Origin of the sequence: Faecalimonas umbilicata, assembly GCF_004346095.1 — a bacterium.
GTDB classification, from domain to species: Bacteria; Bacillota; Clostridia; order Lachnospirales; family Lachnospiraceae; genus Faecalimonas; species Faecalimonas umbilicata.
On the sequence record NZ_SLZV01000005.1, the window covers coordinates 104518 to 130113 of the forward strand.

The window sequence follows — 25596 nt, forward strand, 5'->3', positions numbered from 1 at the left end:
CCGCTCGGAAGCCATCTTCAGTCAGATTCCACTTGTTCCTCTCAGCATCTCATATCTCTTTGTATCTGTCTGTGTCCAAGTCACATTCCACACATTTCCATATGAATCAGAACTTCTCTGTAAAGTTTCCCCCAACTTACTCTTTTCGTCAACGCGTTTTCTTTTTCAAATTAAAAATATGTAGAAATCGTAACATACGGATTTTGGAATGTCAAGTTTGGGAACTTCCTCTTTCCGAATTTTTCTGATCTGCTTTAAAATCTTTTCTTCTTGTCTGCTTTCTTCTCTGCTTTCTGATGAAAAAGATTACTCCGCAGAGCAATGGATGCATCATCAAAGCAACTCCCACAATGGATGGAAGATTATAGAAAAACTGAATCTTTCTATCCGGTGTGACCAGAATTTGAAACACTTTTTCCTCCGATCGGTTTCCTGCCGCATCCACACCGGATACGCGAACCGTTTTCCACCTATTCTCCTGTCTAAGGACAACTTCTGCCCTTCCTCCCTGCCGTTTCAATCTCTCGGCATCGTATCTTTTTTTTATTTTTCTCTCACCATGAACAGACACTTCCACTGCCTCTGCCGCAAAATTATCTTCCATATAAATCGTCATTTTTTTCGAGGACTCTTTATACTTCCCATAATTCTCTATTCCGGTAACAACCACTGTCGGCGCTGTCTGATCTACAACAAAATTGATTTCTTCTCCCTTGATCTTATTGTTCCCTCTATTTTCTGCCCGGTCTTTTGAGGAAAGTGTTACCGTATAATTTCCTTCTTTCTGAAAATTGTGTCTGCCAATCTTATAAGTGTATGTTTTCCATCCCTGCTCGGGTTCGTTTTTTTCCACCGCATAGTCTTTCCCCTTTTGCAGTCTGACAACTTCTCCATCTCTTCCATAACTGATCTCCTTCATCTGCAATGTATCTATATTGATTTCCGTCACTTCAATTTCCTGCGGCTGTTTTGTATAATGCTTTTGCAGAAGTTTTCTTGTCTTGTCACTTAATGTATAGACAGAGCCAAATCGATTTACCGAAAATGTAATTGACTTTTTTGTCACATTGCCTGCCCGATCCGTCACTTGAACTGTCAGTGTATACAAGTCGTCCTTCTCCTTCGTCCGTTCAAAATCCGGTAGTTTTATATACTGCCCGTTTACGATTTCCGTCTTCTGTCCCTCTATCGGAAGTTTCCCGCGATGGTATCCCGTCAATTCGATTTTGACATCCTTCTCTTCGTAGTTTCTGTCCTGATAACGAATCTGAGGTGCAACTATATCATTATTTGCAGACTTGTTCTCCACTCCAAAGATTTCTACAGACGGACTTGTCCGATCAATGGTAAATCGATCTTCCGGATACTCTTTTGCCATATTTCCCGCAAGATCTGTGTAAGAAACATTAAATGTATATGTCCCATCTTTGTCATATAAAATGGTTGCACGGTGTACTGCTTCTCTTTCTCTATTTTGGGAAGATGTTTCACTGTCTACTCCCTCTGATGTAAACATCCCTATTTCCGGCGCCTTTTGCTCCTCCCCATCAAGAACTGCTGTGATTTTGATTGCTACATCTTCCGGTCGGAAATTTTTCTCCTGAATCGAGATCACTGCAGTCCGAGGTTTATGATAATATCCCTTTGTCCTTTCCGTCTGTTCCTGATACGAAACCCGGATAACAGGAGCAGTCTGATCAATCACAAACACATCATCATTTTCATATATAGTCTGGTTTCCCGCCTTGTCTGTGCAATTAAGCGAAAGCTTGTATACCCCATCTTCCTGAAATAGCATTGTACATACATATGTATCCTGATCCGTATTTTTTCCGCCTTCCTGCCTGGTCCATTCCCCACTGATCGGTTGCCTTCCTTCCGAACTGCCTGCCTGAATTTTCAAAGTCTTTTCATCAAAATTTCTCTCGTGAACAGTGATGGTCGCTTTCCGTGCCTTCCTGTAATAGTTTCCGTTTACAGGCATCTGATCATCATATTGAACGTGAAGGATCGGCGGTGTGATGTCTATTGCTATCTTTTCTTTGTTCTCTGTCTTCTCGTTTCCGGCAGAATCCTTTACCGTTACTTGAACCCTCACATCATTGCTGTTGAACACCTCCGCCGGAATGACAACTGCTCCTTCCCATCTTGCCTTTCCTCGTGTCTGATGATCTTCTTTTTGAAATAAAATTTCCTCCTTATCTGCCTGTACATTTTCTTCTGCTGCCACATGGTAGAAAACTTGTTGAATTCCTGAATATGTATCCCCTGCCTGTAGATCTTCCGCTTCTATCTTTACTGTCACATCTCCTCGATAAACCCCACCGGATTTTTCCCCTTCCAATGTCATTTTGATCTTTGGCTCTGAGCATTCCGTAATCATTCCACTTACCGGGTATAAAAAACAGATATTTCCTGCCAGATCTTCCACTTTTCCATACACGATACACTGTTGGTCCGGATTTACTGCAAATGCATCTCCTTTCACCCATTCTTTTGATGGTAAATTCTTTACATCTTCTTCCGAAAGCGGACGTTTCGAACAGTAATATTTTACGGAAGCCACCCCGGCTGTAACATCTTCTCCCGTAATCTGAATCTGATAAGCATCTCTTTGGAACAAACTAAAAGAAACAGTTCTCCATGATTCTGCTGAATTTTTCTGCCCATCCACAACAATTTCTCCTTTCGGAGCCGTCTGATCCACTGTGAATCTTCTCGGAGCAATGCTGACTTTCCTTCCTGCCAGATCCATATACGTAAACTCTGCGATATAATTTGCATCTTTTTCAAACAAAAATGTTGCAGTGTATGTATCTGTATCTATCTTTTTCCAATTTTTCCTCTTTGCTGCCTGCTGGAAGTATCCGCCCTCTACTTCCTGAGGATATTCCCCTTCCTGCATTCCTTCTGCTTTTACAGAAAGCTCCATTTGACTCTGTTCTTCTGAAAATGTTTCCGGAAAAGAAAAATTCTGCTCACAAATTACAATCTTCGCCTCAATCGCTTTGTCTGTAAAGCTTCTCCGACCAACTTCCTCTGATAAAAGAATCTCCTCTCCATCGCAGTAATATCGAATTTCTGCCACAGGATCCGTCGTGTCGATTACAAACTGCTCTGGAGCCTCAGAATCCCCATAGTCCACTCTCTGCTCCACATTTCCTGCGCGGTCTTTGCAATGCGGTCTGATTTTGTATTCCTGCTCTTTTTGAAACTTCAAATATAGGCATTCTCCCTCTTTGCCCTCTTGTCTTCTCCACTCTGCCAGGATCCCAAACTCTTTTTCCAAATCTTGTACCCTTACATTTTTCTGTTGTTTTTTGCCGACACCTACATCAAATGTGACATTTTTCTGTTCAAAATTTTTATCCTGATATAAAATTTGTGCTGTTCTTTCTTCTTGAAAATAATTTCCATTTTTTTTGTCATTATTATCGTAAGCCACTATAATTTGCGGCGCGACTGTATCAATTTTCAGCCTTTCTTCTGCCACAGTCTGATTTCCCGCATGGTCGGACACCGTCACAGAAAGTTTTACATCATTACTGTTATGCCTGGAAGCTTGTATTATTTTTTCTCTGGAAACCTTTGCCTCTGTCTGCAATTCCTGTAATGTCTTCTCCACCTCAGTGCCGGATTTCGGAAAATTCTCCCGAATCTGTTCTGTCTCGCAAAAGCATTCCGTCCCATCACACAACAATGCGACACAGATTTCTTTAATTCCGGAAGTAATTTTTTGATTTTTCAAATGAAAATCTTCTACGGTAATCGAAAATGGAATATCTTCTGTATAATATTTCTCTGAGTCGATTCCCCTAAGAGTCACTTTTGGTTGTTTCAGATCCACAACTATTCCGTCCGACAAAAACACCGCTTGATTCTGCACTTGATCTTCCACCCGCACAAGTAGGACATAATTTCCTTCTTTTACTTTTCCTTGGTTTTCTATACCGATAAGAATCTCACATGTCTCTTCTTCTACTGGATTCCACTGAAGCTCCCCTGATATGGTTAGCTTCTCCACAAGATTTTTTGTAAGTTTCTGATCTTTTTTCACATTCCAGACCGCATAAGACCATCTGTCAACTCCGCTTCCTCTCTCATCCAGACTGTTCTGATCTTCGACAGAAACTTTCTCTGCATAAGAAGTATTTTGATATGTGCCAAAGTTCAATCCCCGTTCTTCCCCACCAATCTTGTTCTTTTCCAAGGATAATCTATGAAAAATAACCTCCGGTGCTTCGCTGTCAATGACAAATACAAGACCATCCGCCACTTCTGTGACTGTCTTCCCTGAACCGTCTCTGCTATCCTTTAAATACCATTCTCCAGTCCTTCGCTGCACTCCCTCCTGCTGCTCTTCAAAAACAATACCTTCTTTCGTGGCATTTACAAACACTCCTCCCTCTTCTTTGATCCTCACCCACACTTCGTCATATCTCTGTGCAAAAGATGACTCTTCCCGGATATGCAATTTTACTTTCACCGGTTCTCCGGTATCCCCTCTAGTTCCTCTGACATATATATTCTTCCCTTCTTCCTTCTGAAATATCCCCGCTCTATGCTCCACTGAAATCACATCTTCTGCCTCTTCCAATTTCTGAGGAAGAACCTCCAGTGTTCCATAATCTTCTTCCTGCGCCACTTTCATACAGTAATTTCCCTGCACAACCCCTTCGAAAGGATTTGCAAGTTTCCCATCTTCCCTTTTTAGTTCCGGAATCAGACAATTATCATAAGATCCAATTTTTAATTCCGGATACGGATCCCGCAAAATTACTTCTGGAAGCATTACTTTCTCTAAATCTTCTTGTAAGATACCTTCCTTGATAAATACTTTCCCATGTTTTCTCAGATCTGCTTCCAAGGTTTCCATTGTCACTCCATAATCCACAGAATGATCTTCTACCTGCAAATACAAATTTTTAGGAATGACTTTCATATGAATACCGGATATTTTCTTTTGCTCACACTCTGCCAGCTCATAATTTTGAGGCTGTTTGATCACTTTCTGAATAACCGCTTCCGTGTAAGTTTTTACATTGCTTCCCTCTAATTGCACCTCGACCGTTACTCTATTTTCTTCTTTTTTCTCCTGATAATATCCTGTGAGCACCGCTTCCCTTTTCCCATCATAGACCTTCTCTGCCTTTTCCCACTGAATTTTTTCAAGCGCGACTGCCCTTCTGACTGAATTTTCGCCATTTAATCCCTTCTCCTTTTTTATCTGCTGCACTTCTTCCGCCCTCGCCTGCCAAAGTTTCTCGGAGGTAACATTACACAGGGCTATCGCCAACACAACCGGACCTGTAAGCATCATGATAATCTGTACCCATTTTCTGACTCTTCCCCAAGATTCTCTCAACTTCTTCCACCGTCCTTTTCTATCACTTCATTCGTATGAACCATCATCACATTCTTTTTCAACACAAACACATCACTTGTTTTTGTTTCTTTTTTACGATTTTCTTCTTCGATCCTTCTGATTTCTTTCCTCGCCTCATATCCTGTGCGTACTGCGATGATTCTCCGAATCCCAAATTTCAAAAAAAATATCGTTGTCATGATTCCTCCAACTACAGATAAACCTGCACAGATGAAAAAGCCCTGACGGTATATCTGAATTATCTGTTCCTGATCGTACATATTGTCTTCACCTCTTCTTCTGCCCATGAAATATTTTTTACCAGTTCCTCCTTTTTCTTCTCTATTTTCTTTTGCGCTCCTCTATTCTGTATCGTCAGATCTGTCCGCAGCCTCTCTTTTACTTTTTCAAGCTGTTCGCTCATTTCTTCTCTTTTAACTCCTTCTGCATAAAATTTATCTGCATTCTGACCAATTTGATACACCAATTCCTGGTACATCACAAGCGCAGTTTTTTCATTATCAATCGCCACGATATTTCCTTTTGTCAATTCTGTAAGATCTTCCCAGTATTCCCGGTAAGTAACCTTGCTGTCCCCCGCCCGATCATTTCGATTTAATTGTGCATAATATCCTGCAATTTTCCCCAGCATCTTTGCACGCATTCTCTGATGTTCTTCCAGCGTCTCTGACTTGGCGGCATCCACAAACCACCTCCCGGATAACTGTTTATTTCCCTCTCCTTCGTAATAGTAGAAATAGGCTATCCCAATCCGAAAAGCTACTTTCCCATATGCATTCTGCTCCGACTCCAGAACACTTAAATAGTCCTTTTTATTCATTCCTCTTTGCTGCAAAATTTCCAGCATCATCGCCGCTTCCTCCTGAGAGAAATTGTCATCAGTCAGGAATACCTTTTCCAATAACAACTCATATGCATCTGCCTTTCTCGGATTCAATGCGATTGCTTTTCGATAATTCGCAATCTGTTTTTCTCTTGTCACTGAAGACGATGCTTCTTTCATCACTCGCTCATAACTGTTCCTGACTGTCTTCTCTTCTGCGCAGCGAAACCCCACAGCCCCCGCTGCAAATGCCAATGTACAAACTGCTGAACAGACAAAAATCCGCCACTTCTTCTGCTGCTGTCTCTTGCATTCAACATCAAATTCCCTATAATGTTCCAATGCATACAATAATTCTGCGCAGGACTGGTACCGTTCCTGCGGATCATTTTGTACACACTTCCAGATAATTTCTTCTAATCCAGAAGACAACTGTGGATTCCAATGCCGGATCGGATATATCTCATAGGGTGGCATACATGGGTTATGACCAGTTAAAAGATGATACAAGGTCCTTCCCAGACAAAAAATGTCTGTTCTTGCATCTGTCTGCCCATTTCCCCCAAACTGTTCCGGCGCCGCATATCCAACCGTTCCAAGGCAGATTGTATCCTCCACATGTTCTTCCTTATATTCCCTCGCAGTTCCAAAATCAATCAGCATCACTCTTCCATCTGGCCGCAGCATAATATTTGCAGGCTTCATATCTCGATAAATAATCGGTGGTTTTCGGGAATGCAGATATTCCAGTACATCACAGAGTTGTTTTGCCCATGCAACTACCACTTCCTGAGATTGTGCCCCTTGCTCCTGCAATGTCAGGCTGAGCGGTCTTCCTTCGATGTAGTCCATCACGATCAGAAATATATCTTTGTATTCCAGAACATCTGCAATCTTAGGAAGATTGGGATGATCCAGTCTTTTGAGAATATCCGTCTCTGCCAGAAGTTCCTCCCGCATCGTCCGATAATATCGATTCCCTTTCTTTTGAATTTCCTTGATCGCCCACTGTCGATTTGCTCTCTCATTCATTGCAAGGTAAACTGTGCTCATCCCTCCCCTGCCGATTTTATTTAAAATTTTGTATTTTCCATCTACAATCATACCGTTCTCAAGCATCTGCCTCCTCCTTTCCATTTCTTTCTTACCTTTGCTGCTCCCTCTCCTATTACCGATGCCCTATTGAACAGAAATCCAAATCGCGGAAAGATTATCCGTCTCCATCCGTCTTTTATTCTGTTCCATAACTTCTTTCAAGTTTTCTTCCATCTCCCATTCTGCTCTCAAGTAATTCCTGCAAAATCTTTCCTCAAGCTCTCCATCCAGCAATTGATTGCAAAATCCATCCGAGCAAATTAAAAATCCCATTCCCGGATAATATACTCCCGACTTCCATTCCGGAGTAATTTTCTCCTGCACTCCAACGCACTGCAACAGTACATTTCTCCGGGGATGTTGTCTTGCCTGCTCTTTTGTCAGTCTTCCTGCATCAATTTCTCTCTGCACATAAGTCTGGTCTTTTGTCAGCTGCTGCACGTCTTCTGTAAGCCCATAAACACGAGAATCTCCAACATGTACGATCAAATACCATCCGGCAATCAACAGGACTGCCGAAACTGTCGTCCCAAGCAGAAGATTCTTTTCTTTTCCGTAGACAGAAATCATCTGGTTTTCCTCCTGTATCAAGCTTTCCAGACTTTTCGCAATCGCTCTTTTTCTCCTTTCTCCCACTCCCTTTTTCTCCTGCTCCCCAGAAAGAAGTAATGGAAGTGTTTCTTCAAACCATCTTTCAAGCGCCCGGATCACTTCTCCGCTTGCCACTTCCCCTTTTTCCAGTCCGCCCATTCCATCACAGACCGCCGCCAATAAGATTTCTCCTTCTTTTGTCATTGCTGACCGAACTAGCAAGGAATCCTGATTGATCTTCTTTTTAATTCCTCTATCGCTGCACACCGCACTCAACAATTTCATAAACCCTTCTCCTCTCTATTTTTACATGAAATGAAATTCAAACACCTCATCCGACAGACGGATTGTCACATTGTCTGACAGAGCAGTTTCCTGGTATGGGTGTAATGCCTTTCCCTCTACATAAGTTCCATTTGTCGAATTTTGATCCTCGATATAATACTGCCACCCTTGCTTGCTGATTTTTGCGTGACATCTGCTGACCGATGTATTATCCCGGATACAGTAATTGACTTTCCTCTGCTCCTTTCCAATCAAAAATGGCTGCGTATTGATCAGGATTCTCTCTCCTGTATCCTTTCGAAGCAAATATGCAAACTCTGCATTGTGAAGTACTGTTGTTTCTCCTCCCGCTGCATTTAGCAATGTTGTTTCTCCCACGCCTTCACTTGCCATCATATATTCCTCCATATTCCATTCTCTCTCTTCTTCTCTTTTCCTTCTTCCAGGCGAATATCTGCTTTCTGTCCTTCCATCCACTTGTCGTACCTGCCTTTTTGATGTCTGCATCTGTTGGTATGTATGTTGCATTCTTGCTCCGTTCTTCTCTGCATGTTTTTTCTGATTTGTATGCACTGACATCCAAATCATGGCTGCCATTCCTCCGAAAACAGCCAGTATCACCCCTGTTCTCCCGGTTTCTCCTCCGTTTTGGTTCTCTCTATTTTCCAGTGAATCTATTTTTTTACTAAATCTTTTTCGCTCTTTTTCTGCCTGCTCTGTATGCTTCTCTGTTTGCTTTTCTCCCTCCGCCATTGTTTCCGGCTTTTTATAAGGAATTTCAAATGTATCCAATGCCTTTCTGATATGATAGATCTGCACTGCATATGGCACCATCCCCTCCTGGAACACATTAATTCCCACAACTTCCCTGTTGGCATTTAGAAGCGGGCTTCCAGCCCCTGCTCCATATAGTGGAATATTATGTTCGATGACTTTATCATTCTCTCCATCTGGTACCTCCTCCGATTCACTAAGACGGATAACCTCTCCTCGCTCTGATATCTGTGGAATTTTCTCCAAAATTTTTTCCCGGTATCCCTCCCCAGAACAGCCGACAAACGTAATAGGGTTTCCTTCTTCCGGCGGCACTCCTTCCCCTAATGTCAAACTCTCTCTGTCGTATAACTTCGACGACAACTGCAAAACTGCAAAATCCATCCGATCACTCTGCACACTTGCATGAATCTTTGCAGGAACAAACATATTTTTTCCTGTCATTACGTAGATTCCCAACCTTTCATCTTTCTCCGGCAATTCGTTCAGCGCATGCTCTTCCATAATTTTTTCCAAAAGTATCTCATCTGGAACCGCCACATGCTTATTCGTAAGAACTGCTTGCTCGTTGATCAGAAAAGAAGTCCCATTGAGATAATAGGACACTTCCCCACTGTCGTTTCGATAACCAACTGCTACCGGAAGAACGGCATCCGAAATCATTTCCTCTCTTTCATCTGATTTTGCTGCTCCCTCTTCTGCCACAGTTATCGTCGGAAGACAGCACACTGCCACAACTGTCATCCAGATTACAAGCAACAGCTTTTTCACTTCTTTTGTCATATACACCATCTCCTCTGAATCCATGTCTTTTTCCCGCTTCTTTCTCATAAACTGTTAAAAATGTCTTTGGAGTATCTATGAAAAACAAATATCTTACTTCATTTACTGCACTGCTCTTATCGTCCTCTTTACTCTTCTCCGGCTGCTCTTCTATTCGAGCATCTTCCGACACTAACACCGCTTTCCGTCAATTTACTCTTGAACTATTCCGGCAGGATGTGGCTGCAAATACTATTGGACTACATTACACATTGAAAGATCCATCTGCCTACGATATCGTCCAGGCTCCGGTTACATACGGATCTTTTTCCACAAATACGACCGGAATGATGGCATCTCTAGAAAACAGTCTTTCTGCTTTGTCCCATTATCACTATGAAGATCTCACAGACGAAAATAAACTCACCTACGATATTCTCGAATCTTATTTGCAGACTGCCCAAAAAGGCGCTCCCTATCTCTTATACGAGGAACCATTAGGAGAGATTACCGGAATTCAGGCACAGCTCCCGGTGCTATTAGCGGAATATCCATTTCATGATATAAAAGATGTCGATACATATCTCTCACTCTTATCCTGTACCCCGGATTACTTCAACTCTCTGATCTCCTTCGAAAAGGAGAAGGCAGATAGTGGTCTATTCATCCCGGACAGCACCGTAGATGCTGTGGTCGACCAATGTAGTTCCTTTGTCGACATGAAAGATTCCAATTATCTGCTCACAACTTTTGATGAACGGCTTTCCAAGATACCTGGACTTTCTTCTACTGTAAAAAGGAATTATCAAAAGAAAAATCAAGAAATGATTGCAAATGCTGTCGTTCCAGCTTATGAGTCACTGATCGATGCCCTTCTAGAACTGCGCGGCAGTGGAAAAAATAAAAAGGGAGTCTGTTATTTTCCGAATGGAAAAGAATACTATAGCTATGTCGTAGAAAGAGATACCGGCTCACCTCGCTCGGTATCGGAAATAAAAAAATTAATCCATGACCAGATTTCCTCTGATCTTTTGTCTATTCAGACATTGTTGTCCAAAGATCCTGAACTTGCCTCGCGTCCTGTCTCTGCCGAAGCACCTCCAGACAAGTCAGATATTTTTCTGCAAAACCAGATTGACCGGAATCAGCCGGAACAGATTTTAACATTGCTGGAACAAAAATCTTCTGCTGCCTTTCCTGCTCCTCCAGACGTAACTGCTCAAGTGAAATATGTTCCCAATGCTATGGAACCTTATTTGAGCCCTGCATTTTATATGATTCCCGCCATTGACGACCAGTCAGAAAATGTAATCTACATCAACCAATCCCGCAATGTCGATACCCTAAAACTATTTACGACACTTGCACACGAAGGCTATCCCGGACACTTGTATCAAACAACTTATTTTGCTGAAAAAAATACAGAACCTCTCCGCAGCATTTTTAATTTTAGCGGTTATGTGGAAGGATGGGCAACTTATGCCGAGATGTGCTCCTACTATCTGAGTCCGCTGCCAAAAGACCAGGCTGCGCTGTTTCAAAAAAATGGTTCTCTGACACTTGGACTCTATGCTGCCGCAGATATTGGAATCCATTACGATGGATGGTCGGTACCCGATACTGTACGCTTTTTCTCTGATTATGGAATCAAAGATACCGATGCTATCCAGGAAATATATAATTTGATCCTATCTGATCCGGGAAATTACTTGAAATATTATGTTGGCTATCTTGAATTTATGGAATTGAAAAAGAAAGCGATGAAAATAGACGGAGATGAATTCTCCCAGAAAAACTTTCACCGTGCAGTTCTCGATGTCGGACCTGCCCCATTTGATATTGTTTCTAAATATGCGGTTGATAGATAAGCTGCCCTGTCACACATCCGACTCCTCTGTGGCATACAATACAATAAGATATTTCCAAGGAGGTTTTTATGTCTTTCTTACCAGTATTTTTATTGCTGCTCTTTCTTCTCTTCCTTTTGAATTATCACAAAAGGAAAAAGCTGATTCTTCAGATCCAAAGAATGCCCTCTGAAAAGAAATCGGCTCTTTTGCAGAACTTGCTCCTTCCATATGATTTGTCCTATCTGCCTCTACATGATCTCTTTACCTATCGAGAGGACGCGTGGCTCCCAAAAACCTGCCGCCGTCCTGCTGATACTGCCATCCGCGATGTTTCTCTTCAGGATGCTCTTCTGATCTACTTTGACTATAACGAAAAAACATGTCTGATCAAGTTGAAAAAAGGTCAATATGGAATCTATTTTGGCGGAGAGATCGGACTATATTGTGCTGACCACATTGTCTCTCCCCAAAACAGAACTACAACCCGATTTTTTAGTATAGCAGAATCTGAATTTCTTCCTCTTTCCTTAGAGCTTCTGGAAGAAGACCTGTCCACTTTTCAGCTCAGCAAACGACACTGGCGACTAAGCGGATTCCAAATTGGACGATGTCCTGTTTCCGCAGACTCTCAATTAAAAGTATCTGTTACCTTTCCGGATACATTCATGCTGCAAAGATTCATTCACGGCTTACTGGAAGCAGGTTATTCCGAATGCGAGCTTACGATTCGCAAACTTACGATTTCTTTCCTCTTTCCTTCCGTCAACGAATCCCCCAATTATCATACACGATCCTCGCAGTTTAAAGAGAATGCAGTCAAATGGCAAAACGCTTTCCACTGTCATCTGTATTCTTTCCTTACGCACCCTTTTGACAATACCACAGATAAACTAATCTATCTGCACACTTCTCATCCTTCTATGTTCCGGTATCTATGCCGCATCAGAAGCTGACAGTTCCACATAACGAAAACACTGAATTTTACGATATATCCCATAACAAAATGCACTGAATTCTACGAGAATTTCCTTACGGAACCGGAGAGCTTTCCTACCCTCCGGTTCCGTCTGTCAGAAAATCATTACCCAGCATACATCCCCGATGCAAGCAGTACACTTACTGCAATTCCTGCAAATGTCGCCAAAAGCGCTCCCGCCAGTGTGTATCTTGTCTTTTTGATATTCGCTGTCATAAAATACACAGACATCGTATAAAAGATTGTCTCCGTGCAGCTCATCATGATAGATGCCACAAGCCCAATGTACGAATCTGTTCCATATTCCTTAAAGATGTCCAGTACCAGCCCTGTAGCTGCTGAGGAAGAAAACATCCTGACGATCGTAAGCGGTACGAGCTGTACCGGAAATCCGATATGTACCACAAACCTACTGACCACTTCCGCAAAAAAATCTAAAAATCCAGAAGCTCTCAATACTCCTACCGCAACCATCAGCCCGATCAATGTAGGCATAATCTTAATAACAGTAAAAAATCCCTTTCTCGCACCCTTTATAAAATGCTCATAGACTTTTGTCTTCATCAAAATTCCAAAACCGACGATATAGAAAATCACAAAAGGTACGATAAAATCACTCAGATATAGTAAGAACTTCATCTACTCCTCCGTTTTCATAAATAGGCTCTTATCATCTTATGAAAACGGAAAACTATTTATACTGATCTTCCTCCAAAATCCGCTCGATTGCCTCCCGGATCACCTCTGACTTTGCCACTTTCAGGCGCTCACAGTAAGCATTCAGGCGCTTTAACGTCTGTTCATCTAGGCGCAGAGAACAGATCTTCTCCTTATTGTCACTCCCCTTTGGTCTTCCTGGTTTTCCCATAATCTCATCTCCTTTTTTGTATTACAATAATCATAATATATGTATTACAAAAAATCAAGTCTAAAATATGTTTTGGTATTTCAAAAAACACACCAGGATGACAAAATCTCTTTTCCTACACGCGCTTCCTTTTCCTCATCGCCATTGCAAATGCTACTCCGACTACCGTACTGACCAGCGTCGCCACAATCCCCGCCCCGACAATCCCTGCCGGATTTACACTTCCATACTGACTCCGATAGGCAATGATATTGATTGGAATGAGCTGCAAAGAAGAAATATTTAAAATCAAAAACGTACACATATCTCTGCTCGCAATGCTTTTGTCCTTGTTTGGATTGACTTCCTGAAGACTCTTCATCGCCATCAGTCCTGCCGGCGTTGCTGCCCATCCAAGCCCCAGGATGTTTGCAATGATATTTGTTGTAATATGTCTATTTGCTTCGTGTCCTTCTGGCACGTCTGGAAACAGAAAATGTACCACAGGCTGTAGTTTTCGCGATGCTGCAGCGATCAGCCCTGACCGCTGTGCAATTTCCATAAGCCCTACCCAAAAAGACATTACTCCAAGCATTGTAATACAAAGTGTCACTGCTTCCTTGGAAGAGTCCAGCGCCGCGTTCGTGACATCTGCCATCCTCCCTGTCAACGCTCCATAGATAATTCCTACAAGTATCATTCCTGCCCAAAGATCATTTAACAACTTTTTCTCCCCCATATTTATTTTATAAATATACTCTATGTCCGGGGGAACTCTTATATTCTCTAAAGCGGCATCTCCACCCGCTCGATCCGGTTCCGGATATTTCTGTCAATCTCATCAAACACAAGCTGCTTGTTGTATTGATAATATCTATCGCACTGGTATTCCTGAAGGAACTTTACACTGTAAGCATTCATATTTAGTTCCGTGATAAAGATTGTCATTTCCTGACTGGCTCCAAAGGCAATCTCCATAAAGTCAAATGCATACTCCAGTTTCTGTCCCGCTGATTCCTCCAGCTTTTCATAAGCACCGCGCTCTTCTGCAAAAAGTCCACGGATTTTCTCAAATGCATTCTCTCCATCAGAAATCTGCCCCTCCTCCAATACCTTCAGATACAGTTCCAATTTCTCGATCCCTTTTCGATAAACAATCTTTTCCGTTTTTGTGAGTAGTTTTGCCCGTTCTTTTTCCTTCTGTTCCTCACAAGTTTCTTCTAAAATTTCCCGGAATGCCTCCACTGCTTCCTTTTTCTGACCAAGCACATCTTTGTATTGTTTTAACTTCTCAAACAGCATAGAAACATAAGCTTCCTGCCCAAATACTTTGCGGAAAACTTCTGTGACACGCGCAAGGAGCAGGCTGATCACACTTAGCTTTTCATCAAAAGATGCATGGGAAATCTTTTTCAACAAGATTTCCGGAATCTTTCCTTCCATCACCTGTTCAACCTGATAATCTGCCTCATAGCGGTAATACAGCTCCAGATAATTTGCAAAATCCTTTGCGATCTCCGGAAACTGAATATAGGAACCGACCACATCTCTGTCTACTTTTTTCCCCAGTTTTTCATACACTTGGATCAGCCTTGACAGATCTTCCCATCCTCTTGGTGTTGCGAAGAAGGAGCCATCTACTGTATGTTCCATCTTGTAAAAATAATTTTGTCTGTTTGTCAGATAAGAAATCACTGCCGGGTGAATCCCCTGATGGTAAGCATACTCTTTCCAAACCGAAAAATCTGCTTCCACCTCGATTTTCTTCACGCGGTCCATCGTCACCACATCAAATTCTCTGACGGACTTGTTATACTCCGGCGGATTCCCCGCTGCCACAATCACCCAGCCTTTTGGCACTTCATGATTTCCAAACGTCTTATACTGCAGAAACTGAAGCATTGCCGGAGCAAGTGTCTCCGACACACAGTTGATCTCATCGATAAATAAAATTCCTTCTGACAGCCCTGTTTCTTCTATCTTTTTATACACCGATGCAATGATCTCACTCATTGTATATTCTGTAACCGAATACGCTTTTCCCCCATACTCATTTTTTGAGATCAGCGGTAATCCAATCGCACTCTGTCTTGTATGGTGCGTGATTGTATACGCCACAAGCCCGATCCCACATTCTCTCGCAACCTGTTCCATAATCTGTGTTTTTCCGATTCCCGGTGCTCCTAAAAGAAATATCGGTCGCTGTCTCATCACCGGGATCTCATATTCTCCATATGCATCTTTCAGCAAATATGCTTCGATTGAATCTTTGATTTCTTCCTTTGCTCTCTTAATATCCATATTCCATCTCACCTTCTGTTCTTCTTAATTGTTCTGGCTCCAGTATCAGTTTCATCGCCCACGCCGGCACGTCCACATCACTGTAATCCTCTTTTAAAAATATGAACGCAGTTTCATACAACGGCTTTTTCGCCGGGAATGTTCCATATCCATCTGTAAAATAAATCAGACCACGGAGTCTTCGAAACGCTTTCTTTGCAATCAACTCATTGACATAACCGAACACAGGGCGAAAATCAGTGCCGCCAAATCCATGTATCTCAAACTGCTCCATATAGCGTTCCATCTCTTCCTGATTATGGATCACTACATCTGACTGTACTTTATCATCACACTGGATGATATGCACACAGATTTTTCTGAAAAAGCTCTCCGACTCACTTAACACACTGTATGTCTGCTCTAAAAATTTTCGGATCAGCTCTTCTTTGCACGACATCGATGTATCAACGGCAATGACAAAGTCCTCAACTTTATGCACTTCCTTCGTCTCCTGCGGTTCGATCAATGGTACATTTTCGAACATCTCCATTCCATAGTGATAAAATATATAATCAAAGGTATCTGGATCTACCTGTATTTCCTCTTTTAGTACTGAAAATTTTCTCAAAAATTTTTTATAATCATATCGTGTCCGATTTTCTACGCGCACCTGCTCTGCAAGTGCCTCTGCATCTTCTGATGCTTCTTTTGCAAACGTCTCCATTTTCGTCTGAAGCTTCTCGTTTTCCTCTTTCCACTCTTTCTGCCGTTCCATCATTTTCTGCGGCGGAATTTCCTGATTCCAAAGCTGATGATCATCCACAAAAAACTCTCCTCGCAGTTTTTCAAAATCAGCTTCTCCAATCCATGTATCTTCTTCTCTTCCCGCCTCTTTTTCTTCCAACACTTGATAAATTCCTGCGACTGTCAGCACCTTCATCTTTTCCCGTAGACTCTGATACACTTTTTTCCGATATGGCGAAACATATCTTCTGACTGCGCGTACAGAAAGTCCGTCAATGATCGACTCCACCGCAATATCTGCCGCAAGATCCCACAAAGCGGTATCTACAGTTTTCGGAATCGTCAAATGTCCAAACAGACAATGAAATACTATATGAAGATAGGCTCGATTAATATAGATCCGATCCTTTTTATACAGGTAGATCAATGCATCCGGATAAAAATAAATGCCAAATCCATCTGTCCCCATCCCTGTTATATTCGTCTCCGGCAAAAAGAAAAATCGACTCAAAGACACATCAAGAAATCGCATCGACAAATACAGTTCATTTCTCGCCTGCTTCCAGATATCCATGCAGATCTCAATCTTTTCCAGTTCTCTTTGCTGCTGTTTCTGTATAATATTCATCGCTTCCTCCTCTCTTTTTATCATTGCTTTTCTTATCTTTCTTCCTTCTATAATTCAAACTTCTTCTTTTTCTCTGTTACAGCAAATCTCTGATGATACTGCTCCATCAGATAGCTCATCATCGATGCCTCCCCGGTTATCCCCACCATGTCTATTAATACACGAAGGTTATCCACATTGTCAATACAATGTTCCACATAATATGTGAGAAGTTCCATATCTTTTTTCTTCAAAAGATACTCTGACACATTTTCCACATGAGATTTTAAGTACCCCTCATACTGTTCCTTTGCATCCTCCGCAAGCCGGTACGGATACAAAAGTCGTGCAAATGCAAGTGCCACCACAACTTCTTCCTGCTCATTTTCCACCGCCCACGCAAACCGCTTATCATACTGGTCAAATTGCAATTCATTCTTCACGATACAATTTCGATACCACATCCCACTTCCGTGCGTCTTTGTGACGAGGATCCTCGCCGGAGTATTTTCCACTGCCTCCTCAAAATATTCCGGAAAGATCAGCTTTGCATCTCCATCCGGGCAGTGATACATAACTTCTTGTTCCTCTCCGATCTCAATGAGCAGTTCCCGGAAGCATGACCTTTTTTCGGGAACCACCGTCACATCCATTTTTTCAATCTGATGACATCCGGTAAATGCCCCTGCCCCAATATCTCGAATATCTGTAGAAAACTTCAATCGTTTTAAATTTCTACAATTATAAAACGCATACCGACCGATTTTCTCGATCGTATCCGGCAAAACAATTTCCTCCAACCGTTCTCCACACAACGCATCCTGCCCGGTTTCCTCCTCCGGCGGATGGTCCATATGTGCCGAAAATGCATACGGTGCAATCTCCGTCACCCTGTATCCATCAATTTCCCGCGGAATCACCGCACTCTCTCCATACGAAAAACAGCGCAAAATAATTGCGCTGTCTCCGTTGACTTTTATTTCAAATTCCTTATTCTTCTGTCTCTGTTCCATGTTCCTTTTCCTCTTTCTTCTCGAACACTGTGATATTTTTCTTTCTCAATCTTTCATACACATATCCTCTGAACAATGTATAGATCACAGAAACCATCGGGATAAAGATCAGCATTCCTACAAGTCCCATCAGACTTCCTCCAAGACTGACTGCAACAAGCACCCACATGGAAGGAAGGCCTACAGATCCTCCAACAACGTGCGGATAGATCAGATTTCCCTCCACCTGCTGTAAGACTAAGAATAAGACTATAAAACCGATCGCCTGCATTGGGTTGACCATCAGAATTAGAAATGTACCGATCACACATCCGATAAACGCCCCAAAAATCGGGATCAAAGCTGTAAATGCGATTAACACACCGATCAACAGTGCATATGGCATTCTCAGAATACTCATGCTGATAAAGAACATTGTTCCTAAAATAACCGCTTCCATACACTGCCCGGTAAGGAAATTGGAAAATGTCCGGTAAGTCAGTGAACAAATATCAAGAACAGTACTAACCTTTTTCTCCGGCAAAAATGCATACAGCACCTTCTGGATCTGAACTGTCAGCTTCTTTTTCTGAAGTAGGATATAACATGCAAATACCGCTGAAATAAAGAATGTTGTCAATCCACTGACAATACTTTTTGCCGCTGCAAAAGTTGTATTTAAGACACTTCCTGCTCCATTTCTGAGAAAATCAATTCCGCCTTGGATCATCTTATCCCAGTCAAACTCCATCGTCTCAATCCACTCGATGATTCCCGTATTATTTTGAAATAAATCTTCTGCCCACAGCTCAAGCTTCGGTATAAATACCTGAATGCTTTCTCCCAGCATTAAAATTGTTTTTCCTAGCTGCGGAAATACAACGAAGATTACAACAAAGATAATACCAAGTACAAGCATAATCGACAAGACTAAACTACACGGTTTCTTGATTTTCTGCACAATCTTGTTATTCTTTGCCCATTGATTGGAGAAAAATACTTTCTCCATAAAATTCATCGGAACATTTAGTATGAATGCGATCGCACCTCCCAAAATAAATGGAAAAGCAATGCTAAACAAAAAATGAACCGCATCCAGAACAATTTCATACTTCCACAGACCGATCACGATCAACGCTGTGAAAAGGATCAGTCCGCGGATTTTTTTGATTGATTCGTTATTTAAGTTCATTGAACCCCCTTCTATTTCTTACGGAAGCATTTTAATAACTGAATGATCGGAAGGTTTGCAGCTGCAAGACCATATACGATCAGTAACTGCTGGATGGTCAATGTAGATACTTTAAATACAGAGTGCAGTGCCGGAATCATCAGTACACTTGTAATCAATACTAATCCGAGAAGGAATGCCCCGATCAGATAAATATTGTTCCACATTTTTTTCTTAAAGAGAACCGGTCTGTCTGATTTACAGTTAAATCCATGAACAAGTCTTGCTGTACAAAGAGTACCAAATGCCATTGTACTTGCAAGCACTGCATCGCCACCCTTGAATCCAATTAAAAATGCGATCATTGTTGTTACACCGATAGAAAGACCTTCTGTTGCAATCTTAATCAGAAAATCTTTTGTCAGAATAGATTCGTTCATCGGACGAGGTTTTTCATTCATGACATCTTTTGTATGTGGTTCCAGACCAAGTGCAATTGCCGGAAGGCTATCTGTCAGCAAGTTGATAAACAATAAGTGTACCGGTGCAAATGGAACCGGAAGACCTGCGATAGATGCATACAATACCGCAAGGATTGCACCAAAGTTACCGGATAACAGGAACTGGATGGAACCTTTGATATTTTTATAGACATTACGTCCGTTTTCTACTGCCTTAATAATTGTTGCAAAGTTATCGTCTGTCAGTACCATAGATGCTGCATCTTTGGAAACTTCACTTCCTGTGATTCCCATTGCAACACCAATATCCGCCTGCTTTAATGCAGGGGCATCGTTGACACCGTCACCTGTCATAGATACGATATTTCCTTTTTCCTGCCATGCGCGCACAATACGGATTTTATGTTCCGGTGAAACTCGTGCATATACTGACACATGCTCTACAAAATCTTTTAACTCTTCATCCGATAAATTATCAATCTCCGCACCTTCACATGCCTCTGATTCGTCTTTTAAAATACCAATTCTCTTAGCGATCGCTGCCGCTGTCACCTTGTGGTCACCTGTGATCATAATTGGCTTGATTCCTGCGCGGATACATTCTGCAACCGCATCTGCAGATTCTACTCGCGGCGGATCCATCATAGAGATCAGACCAAGGAAGATCAGATCGTTTTCATCTTCCAGGCAAAGATCTCTTTCATCTTCCATCTTCTTATATGCAAATGCAAGCACACGAAGTCCGCCTCTTGAAAATTCCTGGTTCTGTGCTTCGATCGCTGCTTTGTCAGCATCTGTGATCGGGCAGACACCATCTCCCTTTTGAATATAAGCCATACGGTTTAAGAGTACATCTACTGCACCCTTTGTGATCATGACACGCTCTCCGTCCATCTCATTGACAGTGGACATTAATTTTCTGTCACTGTCAAACGGAATCTCTGTCTTTCTCGGATAGGCTTCTCTGACATCCATTGTCCCTACTCCAAGTCTTGTTCCGATATTGATCAGAGCTGTCTCTGTCGGGTCACCGATTTCCATACCATCTACGTTTGTAGAGTCATTACAGAGAATACTGTAATCCAACAGCTGTCTTTGCTCTTTCTTCTGAATATCGATCTCGGCTGCCGGAATTCTCTTTTCGTTTACATAATAATCTTCTACTGTCATCTTATTCTGTGTCAGAGTACCTGTCTTATCCGAACAGATGATAGATACACTTCCAAGTCCTTCTACAGCCTGAAGCTTACGGATGATCGCATGTTCTTTTGCCATCTTCTGTGTACCAAAGGAAAGAACGATCGTCACGATAGAGCTTAATGCCTCTGGGATTGCCGCTACTGCAAGGGCAACTGCAAAGAGGAATGCATCTCCGATAGAATCTCCGCGGAATACATTGATTCCAAATAAAATACCACAGAAAATTAAAATAATGATAGATAATTTCTGTCCAAACTGATCTAAGTTGATCTGAAGCGGAGTACGTTTCTCAGAAGTTGTTTTCAACAATGTTGCGATCTTACCAACCTCCGTCTCCATACCGATTCCGGTTACAAGGAAAGAACCTCTTCCGTAAGTGACAAAGCTTCCTGAGAATACCATGTTTGTCTGGTCTCCAAGTGGAACTTCTCCAGAAATCACTTCATCTGACTTTTCTACACCAAGACTTTCACCTGTAAGGGCGCTCTCGTCAATTTTCAAGCTTGCATTCTGAAGAATACGTCCGTCTGCCGGCACATAGTCTCCGGCTTCCAGCATAACTTCATCACCAACGGTTAATTCTACCGAAGGAATCTGGATCACATTTCCATTACGAAGTACCTTCGCTGTCGGACCTGATAATTTCTTTAAACTGCTTAATGACTGTTCTGCCTTGACCGTCTGCACAGTTCCGAGAATCGCATTCATCGTGATCACGACTAAAATAACGATCGCACTCTCTGCATCCCCGAGGAATCCAGATACAATCGCTGCTGCGATCAGAATGATTACAAGAAAATCTTTATACTGTTCCAGGAAAATCTGAAACGTGCTCTTTTTCTTTCCTTCCACCAGCTCATTCTTTCCATATTTTTCCTGGTGTTCCCTGACCTGCTGGTCTGTAAGCGGCTCCTGCTGGCCGTTTACCTTTTTTCTTGTCTCTTCTTTCGACAATTGATAAAATTTGTCCATGTTTCACCCTCCTATCCTGCAATGAAGAAGTTTCTATCTGTCACCATAGGTTCTTCCAACGCCTCCTGCTGCTATATGACCTTGTCTTTATTATGCCAGAATCTGTAAAAACATTTCAACATCAAAGAAAAAGATCTTATAACTGTGCAATAAAAAATGACGAGCCTTTTATTGCATATGTTTGTTATATGCAATAAAAGTCTCGCCATTTAATTACGATACGGATGAATTTTCATCGTCCTGACGTCATCGTAAACGTTGGGTAACGCTAGCTACTCCCTTTTATTCATTATGGTTACTATACGACAATCTGATTCACATTGTCAACTATTTATTTCACTTTCATAAAAAATTTATTTCTTTCAGATTATTGTCTCTTCTAATAAATTGCTTCTTCCGTTTCAAAATCAAACAGAATCATATCTTTTGTATCAAATCCAAAAAATACCTTATCCTCTTTTCGGATCTTCGTATCTGCTTTCACTCTCGCAGACACTTGCTGCCCTTCGTAAGTAAAATAAAGATAAGCCTCTGCTCCCAGCATTTCATAGACACTCACCTGTGACTGCAACACCAGATCACTCACTTCGGATTCTTCTGGACTCCATACTTTCACATGCTCTGGCCTCACTCCCATCGTCACTTGCTTGCCATCATACCCTTCATTTCTTAGCCGCTCTTTTCTTCCATCTGTAATCTGCACTTCACAATCTGCAGTTTCCAAAAAGACACCCGTTTTCTTCACACGGCATATTCCCGAAATAAAATTCATCTGTGGTGATCCGATAAATCCGGCAACAAATCTATTTGCAGGGAAATCATACAGCCGTTGCGGTGTATCTACCTGCTGGATGATCCCATCTTTCATCACGACAATGCGTGTTCCGAGTGTCATCGCCTCTGTCTGGTCATGGGTCACATAAATGAACGTAGTCTGAAGTTCCTTGTAAAGTCTCATGATCTCAATCCGCATCTGTGTACGGAGTTTTGCATCGAGATTGGACAACGGCTCATCCATCAGAAACACTTTCGGATGTCTAACGATCGCACGTCCCATTGCCACTCTCTGCTTCTGTCCTCCTGAAAGCTGTCCCGGTTTTCTATCCAGAATCTCTTCAATCTTCAAAATCTGTGCTACCTCGTGTACCCGTTCTTTGATCTCTTTTTTCGGAACTTTCTTTAACTTCATACTGTAAGCAATATTTTCGAATACGGTCATGTGAGGATACAATGCATAGCTTTGAAATACCATTGCAATATTCCGATTGCAGGACTCCACCTCGTTCATTCGCTCACCATCAATCAGAAGTTCCCCCTCCGAAATAGATTCCAATCCGGCGATCATCCGTAACGTTGTCGATTTTCCACATCCGGAAGGTCCTACAAAGATTACAAATTCTTTATCCGGAATCTCCAGTGTAAAGTCCTGAACAGCCGTCACACCGCCTTCATATTTTTTGTATACATGATTTAAAGTGATCTCTGCCATTCACTACACTCCTCTTTCTCTTCTCCTTGATCCAAAATAGAAAAAATATCTGCTACGGAAGGCAATACAACATCTGCCAAATCCTGAAAATCTTCCTTCCTACTGACACCGCTCAACACTCCAACTGCCTTCCCCTTACAATTTTTCGCAAATCTCATATCATTATAAGTATCTCCGACTACTGCAACTTCTTCTGGTTCAAGCCCATATGCTTTACAGAATGTTTCAAACATATCCGGATCCGGCTTTGGTCTTGCTACCCCATCATCGGCTCCAACATAATCGATCAAGTCTTCAATCTGCAATTTTCTCAGACAATGTCTTGTAGAAGCAATCGTATCTGTTGTGGCAATACCGATACGAATTTGTCTTTTCTTTAGCTGCTGAAATAATTCTGGAAGATCTGTAAATGTCTGAAACTGCATCTGGCTGTCTGTTACAATTTTTTCAAACAACCTGACAATCTGCTCCTGTGCCTTCCTGCTGTCTATGTAGATTCCCTTACTTGCAAGTGCCTCTGTAATTTCCTCTGCAATTTCTTTATTGGATTTATAAGCAAGTGCACCATTGGGATCTATATCATCCCCAAAAACTCCCATTGCCTCCATTACCACATCCACATGTTTCTGATCCGGCGATATCTGATTTTCAGCTAAAAATTCTGGTACAACTCTTTTTGCCGCCTGCACCCAAAATGAATGAAACTCTATCAAAGTCCCATCTTTGTCAAATAAAATTCCTTTTATATCCATTGTTTCCTCTTCTCTCTAAATCATCCCGGATGCTTTCTGAACCATCTCTCCAAACGTCTTGCACTGTGGTGTTTTTGCCCCATGGTAAATTGGATTGACATATCCTAAGAATGTACCATCTTCTTTTCGGACATCTAGACGCATCCATTCATATTCTCCTGCTGAAAAGAGAATCTCTGTCTTCGCCTCATAGACACCCTTCTCTATCTCCGTAAGTTCCATCCCCATTCTGACACGGTTGATCACAGCATATACAACCGGGCACTCTTCCAGTCCACGAATGACCACCTGATATTGTATACGCACCGCTTCCTTTGTTCCAACAGGAATATGTTCTCCCGGAAGATAGGTTTCTCCATCGGCTGTAATTTCTACCTCCAGTGTGCAATATCTGCTCACATAAATATGTCCTTTTCTCAAATTTTGCAACAGTTTTGTCGGTGTCAGCCCTTTACTGAATACATGCGTTCCCGGATCTCCTGCCACAGATGGCTCTAAAGCCCCGTCATATCTCTCCTCGATCAGATTGTGAGAATCACTTCCCCCAATTCCGTAGATTCGATACCCTTCCTGCCACAGCAAATCTAAAAACCGGATTGCTTTCTCATTGGATTCCTTTGCATATTCATATGTAGGATCGTTTACAATTTCCAGAAACTGAACCATACGAAGTGGAATCGAATGAAATTTCCATTTCCAAACATGTAAAAACGGATGATTGATGCTCACAAGCCATCCTCTTTCTGCTGCTTCCTGCAAAATCTCCGTAACCCATGTTTCTGCCTGTTCGGATGCCGGTCTGCAGATGATTTCTTTGATTCTGGACGGAAGTCGGTCAATTCCAAAAAGATTACAGTGCCCTTTTTCAGCAGTCACCTCAACTCCCGGAACAATCATCACTTCTGTATGCTTCCATCCCGTATGAATCACATTGTGCTCCGTCGGTACATAGAAATCCATTTGCATCTGCTTTGCCTTCTCCATTGCATTTGCAACAGTTTCTTTTCCATCTGACAATCTCGTATGCGTATGGAAATCCCCTTTATACCACCTTTCTTCGCCATTAAATTTCTGATTCCACGAAAATTGATCATAATACAGAGGGCATTTTTGTTCTTCGGAAACCCAGCATTCTTCTCCAATGCTTTCCTTAATTTCCTTTTTTTCTCCGGTGATCTCAAAGGTAACTGGTATCGTCTGTGCCCCCAAATATTTCCGGACCTCCTCGGTAAAAATGCAAAGTGTCAGTTTCCAACTTCCCTGACCAATTTTTCCCGGAACACCTCCGATGGTCGTACATTCCGAAGATGACCCAATCTGAATGACTCTCTCACTGTACCCTAGTAATTTTTGGAATCGGATCTTTCCGCTTTCATCCTGAAGAAACAGATATCCCATCAGCATTTCTACTTGTTCCACATCTAACATGATAGAAAGGACTTCCAGAGGTTCTGAAATCAGAACCTCTGCCTCTAAAATCCCATCTGTATTTTTGTTTATCTCAAATGAAATTTTTTCTCTCACACTTTTCTCCTC

At 41.9% G+C, this 25596-nt stretch carries 18 protein-coding genes; 2 read left to right on the forward strand and 16 right to left on the reverse strand.

From position 1 onward, the window contains the following. Positions 1–211 precede the first annotated feature (211 nt). The 5 genes from EDD74_RS03590 to EDD74_RS03610 are packed head-to-tail and all read right to left on the reverse strand — an operon-like array spanning position 212 to position 9737. Complete coding sequence (locus EDD74_RS03590) at positions 212–5365, reverse strand: Ig-like domain repeat protein (RefSeq protein ID WP_116440932.1); 5154 nt, start codon at positions 5363–5365, stop codon at positions 212–214. Further along, on the reverse strand, positions 5362–5646 hold the full coding sequence (locus EDD74_RS03595; RefSeq protein WP_009263796.1) for a hypothetical protein: 285 nt from the start codon (positions 5644–5646) through the stop codon (positions 5362–5364). Before EDD74_RS03595 ends, EDD74_RS03590 begins: the two co-directional genes overlap by 4 nt. Then, positions 5625–7328: a serine/threonine protein kinase gene (locus EDD74_RS03600; protein WP_116440933.1), complete on the reverse strand. Its 1704-nt coding sequence runs from the start codon at positions 7326–7328 to the stop codon at positions 5625–5627. Before EDD74_RS03600 ends, EDD74_RS03595 begins: the two co-directional genes overlap by 22 nt. A gap of 60 nt (positions 7329–7388) precedes the next feature. Beyond that, the gene (locus EDD74_RS03605; protein WP_116440934.1) at positions 7389–8180 is read right to left on the reverse strand and encodes a PP2C family protein-serine/threonine phosphatase; all 792 of its coding nucleotides are present in this window, start codon (positions 8178–8180) and stop codon (positions 7389–7391) included. Between the two features lie 21 nt (positions 8181–8201). Continuing rightward, positions 8202–9737 carry a trypsin-like peptidase domain-containing protein gene (locus EDD74_RS03610; protein WP_116441381.1) on the reverse strand — a complete coding sequence of 512 codons (1536 nt, stop codon included), beginning with the start codon at positions 9735–9737 and terminating at the stop codon, positions 8202–8204. Positions 9738–9814: 77 nt separating this feature from the next. Between EDD74_RS03610 and EDD74_RS03615 the strand changes: the two genes are divergently transcribed. Beyond that, on the forward strand, positions 9815–11584 hold the full coding sequence (locus EDD74_RS03615) for a DUF885 domain-containing protein (RefSeq protein WP_009263800.1): 1770 nt from the start codon (positions 9815–9817) through the stop codon (positions 11582–11584). A 161-nt stretch (positions 11585–11745) separates the two neighbouring features. Continuing rightward, positions 11746–12519 carry a DUF4474 domain-containing protein gene (locus tag EDD74_RS15620; protein WP_242990028.1) on the forward strand — a complete coding sequence of 258 codons (774 nt, stop codon included), beginning with the start codon at positions 11746–11748 and terminating at the stop codon, positions 12517–12519. A 128-nt stretch (positions 12520–12647) separates the two neighbouring features. Here EDD74_RS15620 and EDD74_RS03625 read toward each other — a convergent pair whose 3' ends face one another. From EDD74_RS03625 to EDD74_RS03675, 11 genes are all read right to left on the reverse strand, one after another. Further along, positions 12648–13181, reverse strand: coding sequence for a spore maturation protein (locus tag EDD74_RS03625; RefSeq protein ID WP_116440936.1), 534 nt, complete (start codon positions 13179–13181; stop codon positions 12648–12650). 52 nt (positions 13182–13233) lie between these two features. Beyond that, positions 13234–13410 carry a ribbon-helix-helix domain-containing protein gene (locus EDD74_RS03630; protein WP_008977636.1) on the reverse strand — a complete coding sequence of 59 codons (177 nt, stop codon included), beginning with the start codon at positions 13408–13410 and terminating at the stop codon, positions 13234–13236. 115 nt (positions 13411–13525) lie between these two features. After that, complete coding sequence (locus EDD74_RS03635) at positions 13526–14113, reverse strand: nucleoside recognition domain-containing protein (protein ID WP_009263802.1); 588 nt, start codon at positions 14111–14113, stop codon at positions 13526–13528. A gap of 62 nt (positions 14114–14175) precedes the next feature. Further along, entirely contained in the window at positions 14176–15690 is a 1515-nt protein-coding gene (locus EDD74_RS03640) for an ATP-binding protein (RefSeq protein ID WP_116440937.1), read from the reverse strand. Further along, complete coding sequence (locus EDD74_RS03645) at positions 15680–17044, reverse strand: vWA domain-containing protein (protein WP_116440938.1); 1365 nt, start codon at positions 17042–17044, stop codon at positions 15680–15682. Before EDD74_RS03645 ends, EDD74_RS03640 begins: the two co-directional genes overlap by 11 nt. A gap of 47 nt (positions 17045–17091) precedes the next feature. After that, positions 17092–18036, reverse strand: coding sequence for a leucine-rich repeat domain-containing protein (locus tag EDD74_RS03650; RefSeq protein ID WP_009263805.1), 945 nt, complete (start codon positions 18034–18036; stop codon positions 17092–17094). After that, positions 18014–19207 carry an AI-2E family transporter gene (locus EDD74_RS03655; protein WP_008977641.1) on the reverse strand — a complete coding sequence of 398 codons (1194 nt, stop codon included), beginning with the start codon at positions 19205–19207 and terminating at the stop codon, positions 18014–18016. Before EDD74_RS03655 ends, EDD74_RS03650 begins: the two co-directional genes overlap by 23 nt. An 11-nt stretch (positions 19208–19218) precedes the next feature. Further along, a complete protein-coding gene (locus EDD74_RS03660; protein WP_116440939.1) occupies positions 19219–21819 on the reverse strand; it encodes a cation-translocating P-type ATPase in 2601 nt (866 codons plus the stop codon). A 379-nt stretch (positions 21820–22198) separates the two neighbouring features. Further along, complete coding sequence (locus EDD74_RS03665) at positions 22199–23308, reverse strand: ABC transporter ATP-binding protein (RefSeq protein ID WP_016439932.1); 1110 nt, start codon at positions 23306–23308, stop codon at positions 22199–22201. Beyond that, positions 23290–24060, reverse strand: coding sequence for an HAD family hydrolase (locus EDD74_RS03670; protein ID WP_016439933.1), 771 nt, complete (start codon positions 24058–24060; stop codon positions 23290–23292). The genes EDD74_RS03665 and EDD74_RS03670 overlap by 19 nt, the downstream gene beginning before the upstream one ends. Before the next feature lie 15 nt (positions 24061–24075). After that, positions 24076–25584, reverse strand: coding sequence for a CehA/McbA family metallohydrolase (locus tag EDD74_RS03675; protein WP_116440940.1), 1509 nt, complete (start codon positions 25582–25584; stop codon positions 24076–24078). Positions 25585–25596: the final 12 nt, after the last annotated feature.

Excerpts from the sequence above, each read along its gene's own strand:
- EDD74_RS03595 (WP_009263796.1), bottom strand. The coding sequence starts at position 5,646 with ATGTACGATCAGGAACAGATAATTCAGATATACCGTCAGGGCTTTTTC.
- EDD74_RS03600 (WP_116440933.1), bottom strand. The coding sequence starts at position 7,328 with ATGCTTGAGAACGGTATGATTGTAGATGGAAAATACAAAATTTTAAAT.
- EDD74_RS03605 (WP_116440934.1), bottom strand. The coding sequence starts at position 8,180 with ATGAAATTGTTGAGTGCGGTGTGCAGCGATAGAGGAATTAAAAAGAAG.
- EDD74_RS03610 (WP_116441381.1), bottom strand. The coding sequence starts at position 9,737 with ATGACAAAAGAAGTGAAAAAGCTGTTGCTTGTAATCTGGATGACAGTT.
- EDD74_RS03615 (WP_009263800.1), top strand. The coding sequence starts at position 9,815 with ATGAAAAACAAATATCTTACTTCATTTACTGCACTGCTCTTATCGTCC.
- EDD74_RS15620 (WP_242990028.1), top strand. The coding sequence starts at position 11,746 with ATGCCCTCTGAAAAGAAATCGGCTCTTTTGCAGAACTTGCTCCTTCCA.
- EDD74_RS03625 (WP_116440936.1), bottom strand. The coding sequence starts at position 13,181 with ATGAAGTTCTTACTATATCTGAGTGATTTTATCGTACCTTTTGTGATT.
- EDD74_RS03630 (WP_008977636.1), bottom strand. The coding sequence starts at position 13,410 with ATGGGAAAACCAGGAAGACCAAAGGGGAGTGACAATAAGGAGAAGATC.
- EDD74_RS03640 (WP_116440937.1), bottom strand. The coding sequence starts at position 15,690 with ATGGATATTAAGAGAGCAAAGGAAGAAATCAAAGATTCAATCGAAGCA.
- EDD74_RS03645 (WP_116440938.1), bottom strand. The coding sequence starts at position 17,044 with ATGAATATTATACAGAAACAGCAGCAAAGAGAACTGGAAAAGATTGAG.
- EDD74_RS03650 (WP_009263805.1), bottom strand. The coding sequence starts at position 18,036 with ATGGAACAGAGACAGAAGAATAAGGAATTTGAAATAAAAGTCAACGGA.
- EDD74_RS03655 (WP_008977641.1), bottom strand. The coding sequence starts at position 19,207 with ATGAACTTAAATAACGAATCAATCAAAAAAATCCGCGGACTGATCCTT.
- EDD74_RS03660 (WP_116440939.1), bottom strand. The coding sequence starts at position 21,819 with ATGGACAAATTTTATCAATTGTCGAAAGAAGAGACAAGAAAAAAGGTA.
- EDD74_RS03665 (WP_016439932.1), bottom strand. The coding sequence starts at position 23,308 with ATGGCAGAGATCACTTTAAATCATGTATACAAAAAATATGAAGGCGGT.
- EDD74_RS03670 (WP_016439933.1), bottom strand. The coding sequence starts at position 24,060 with ATGGATATAAAAGGAATTTTATTTGACAAAGATGGGACTTTGATAGAG.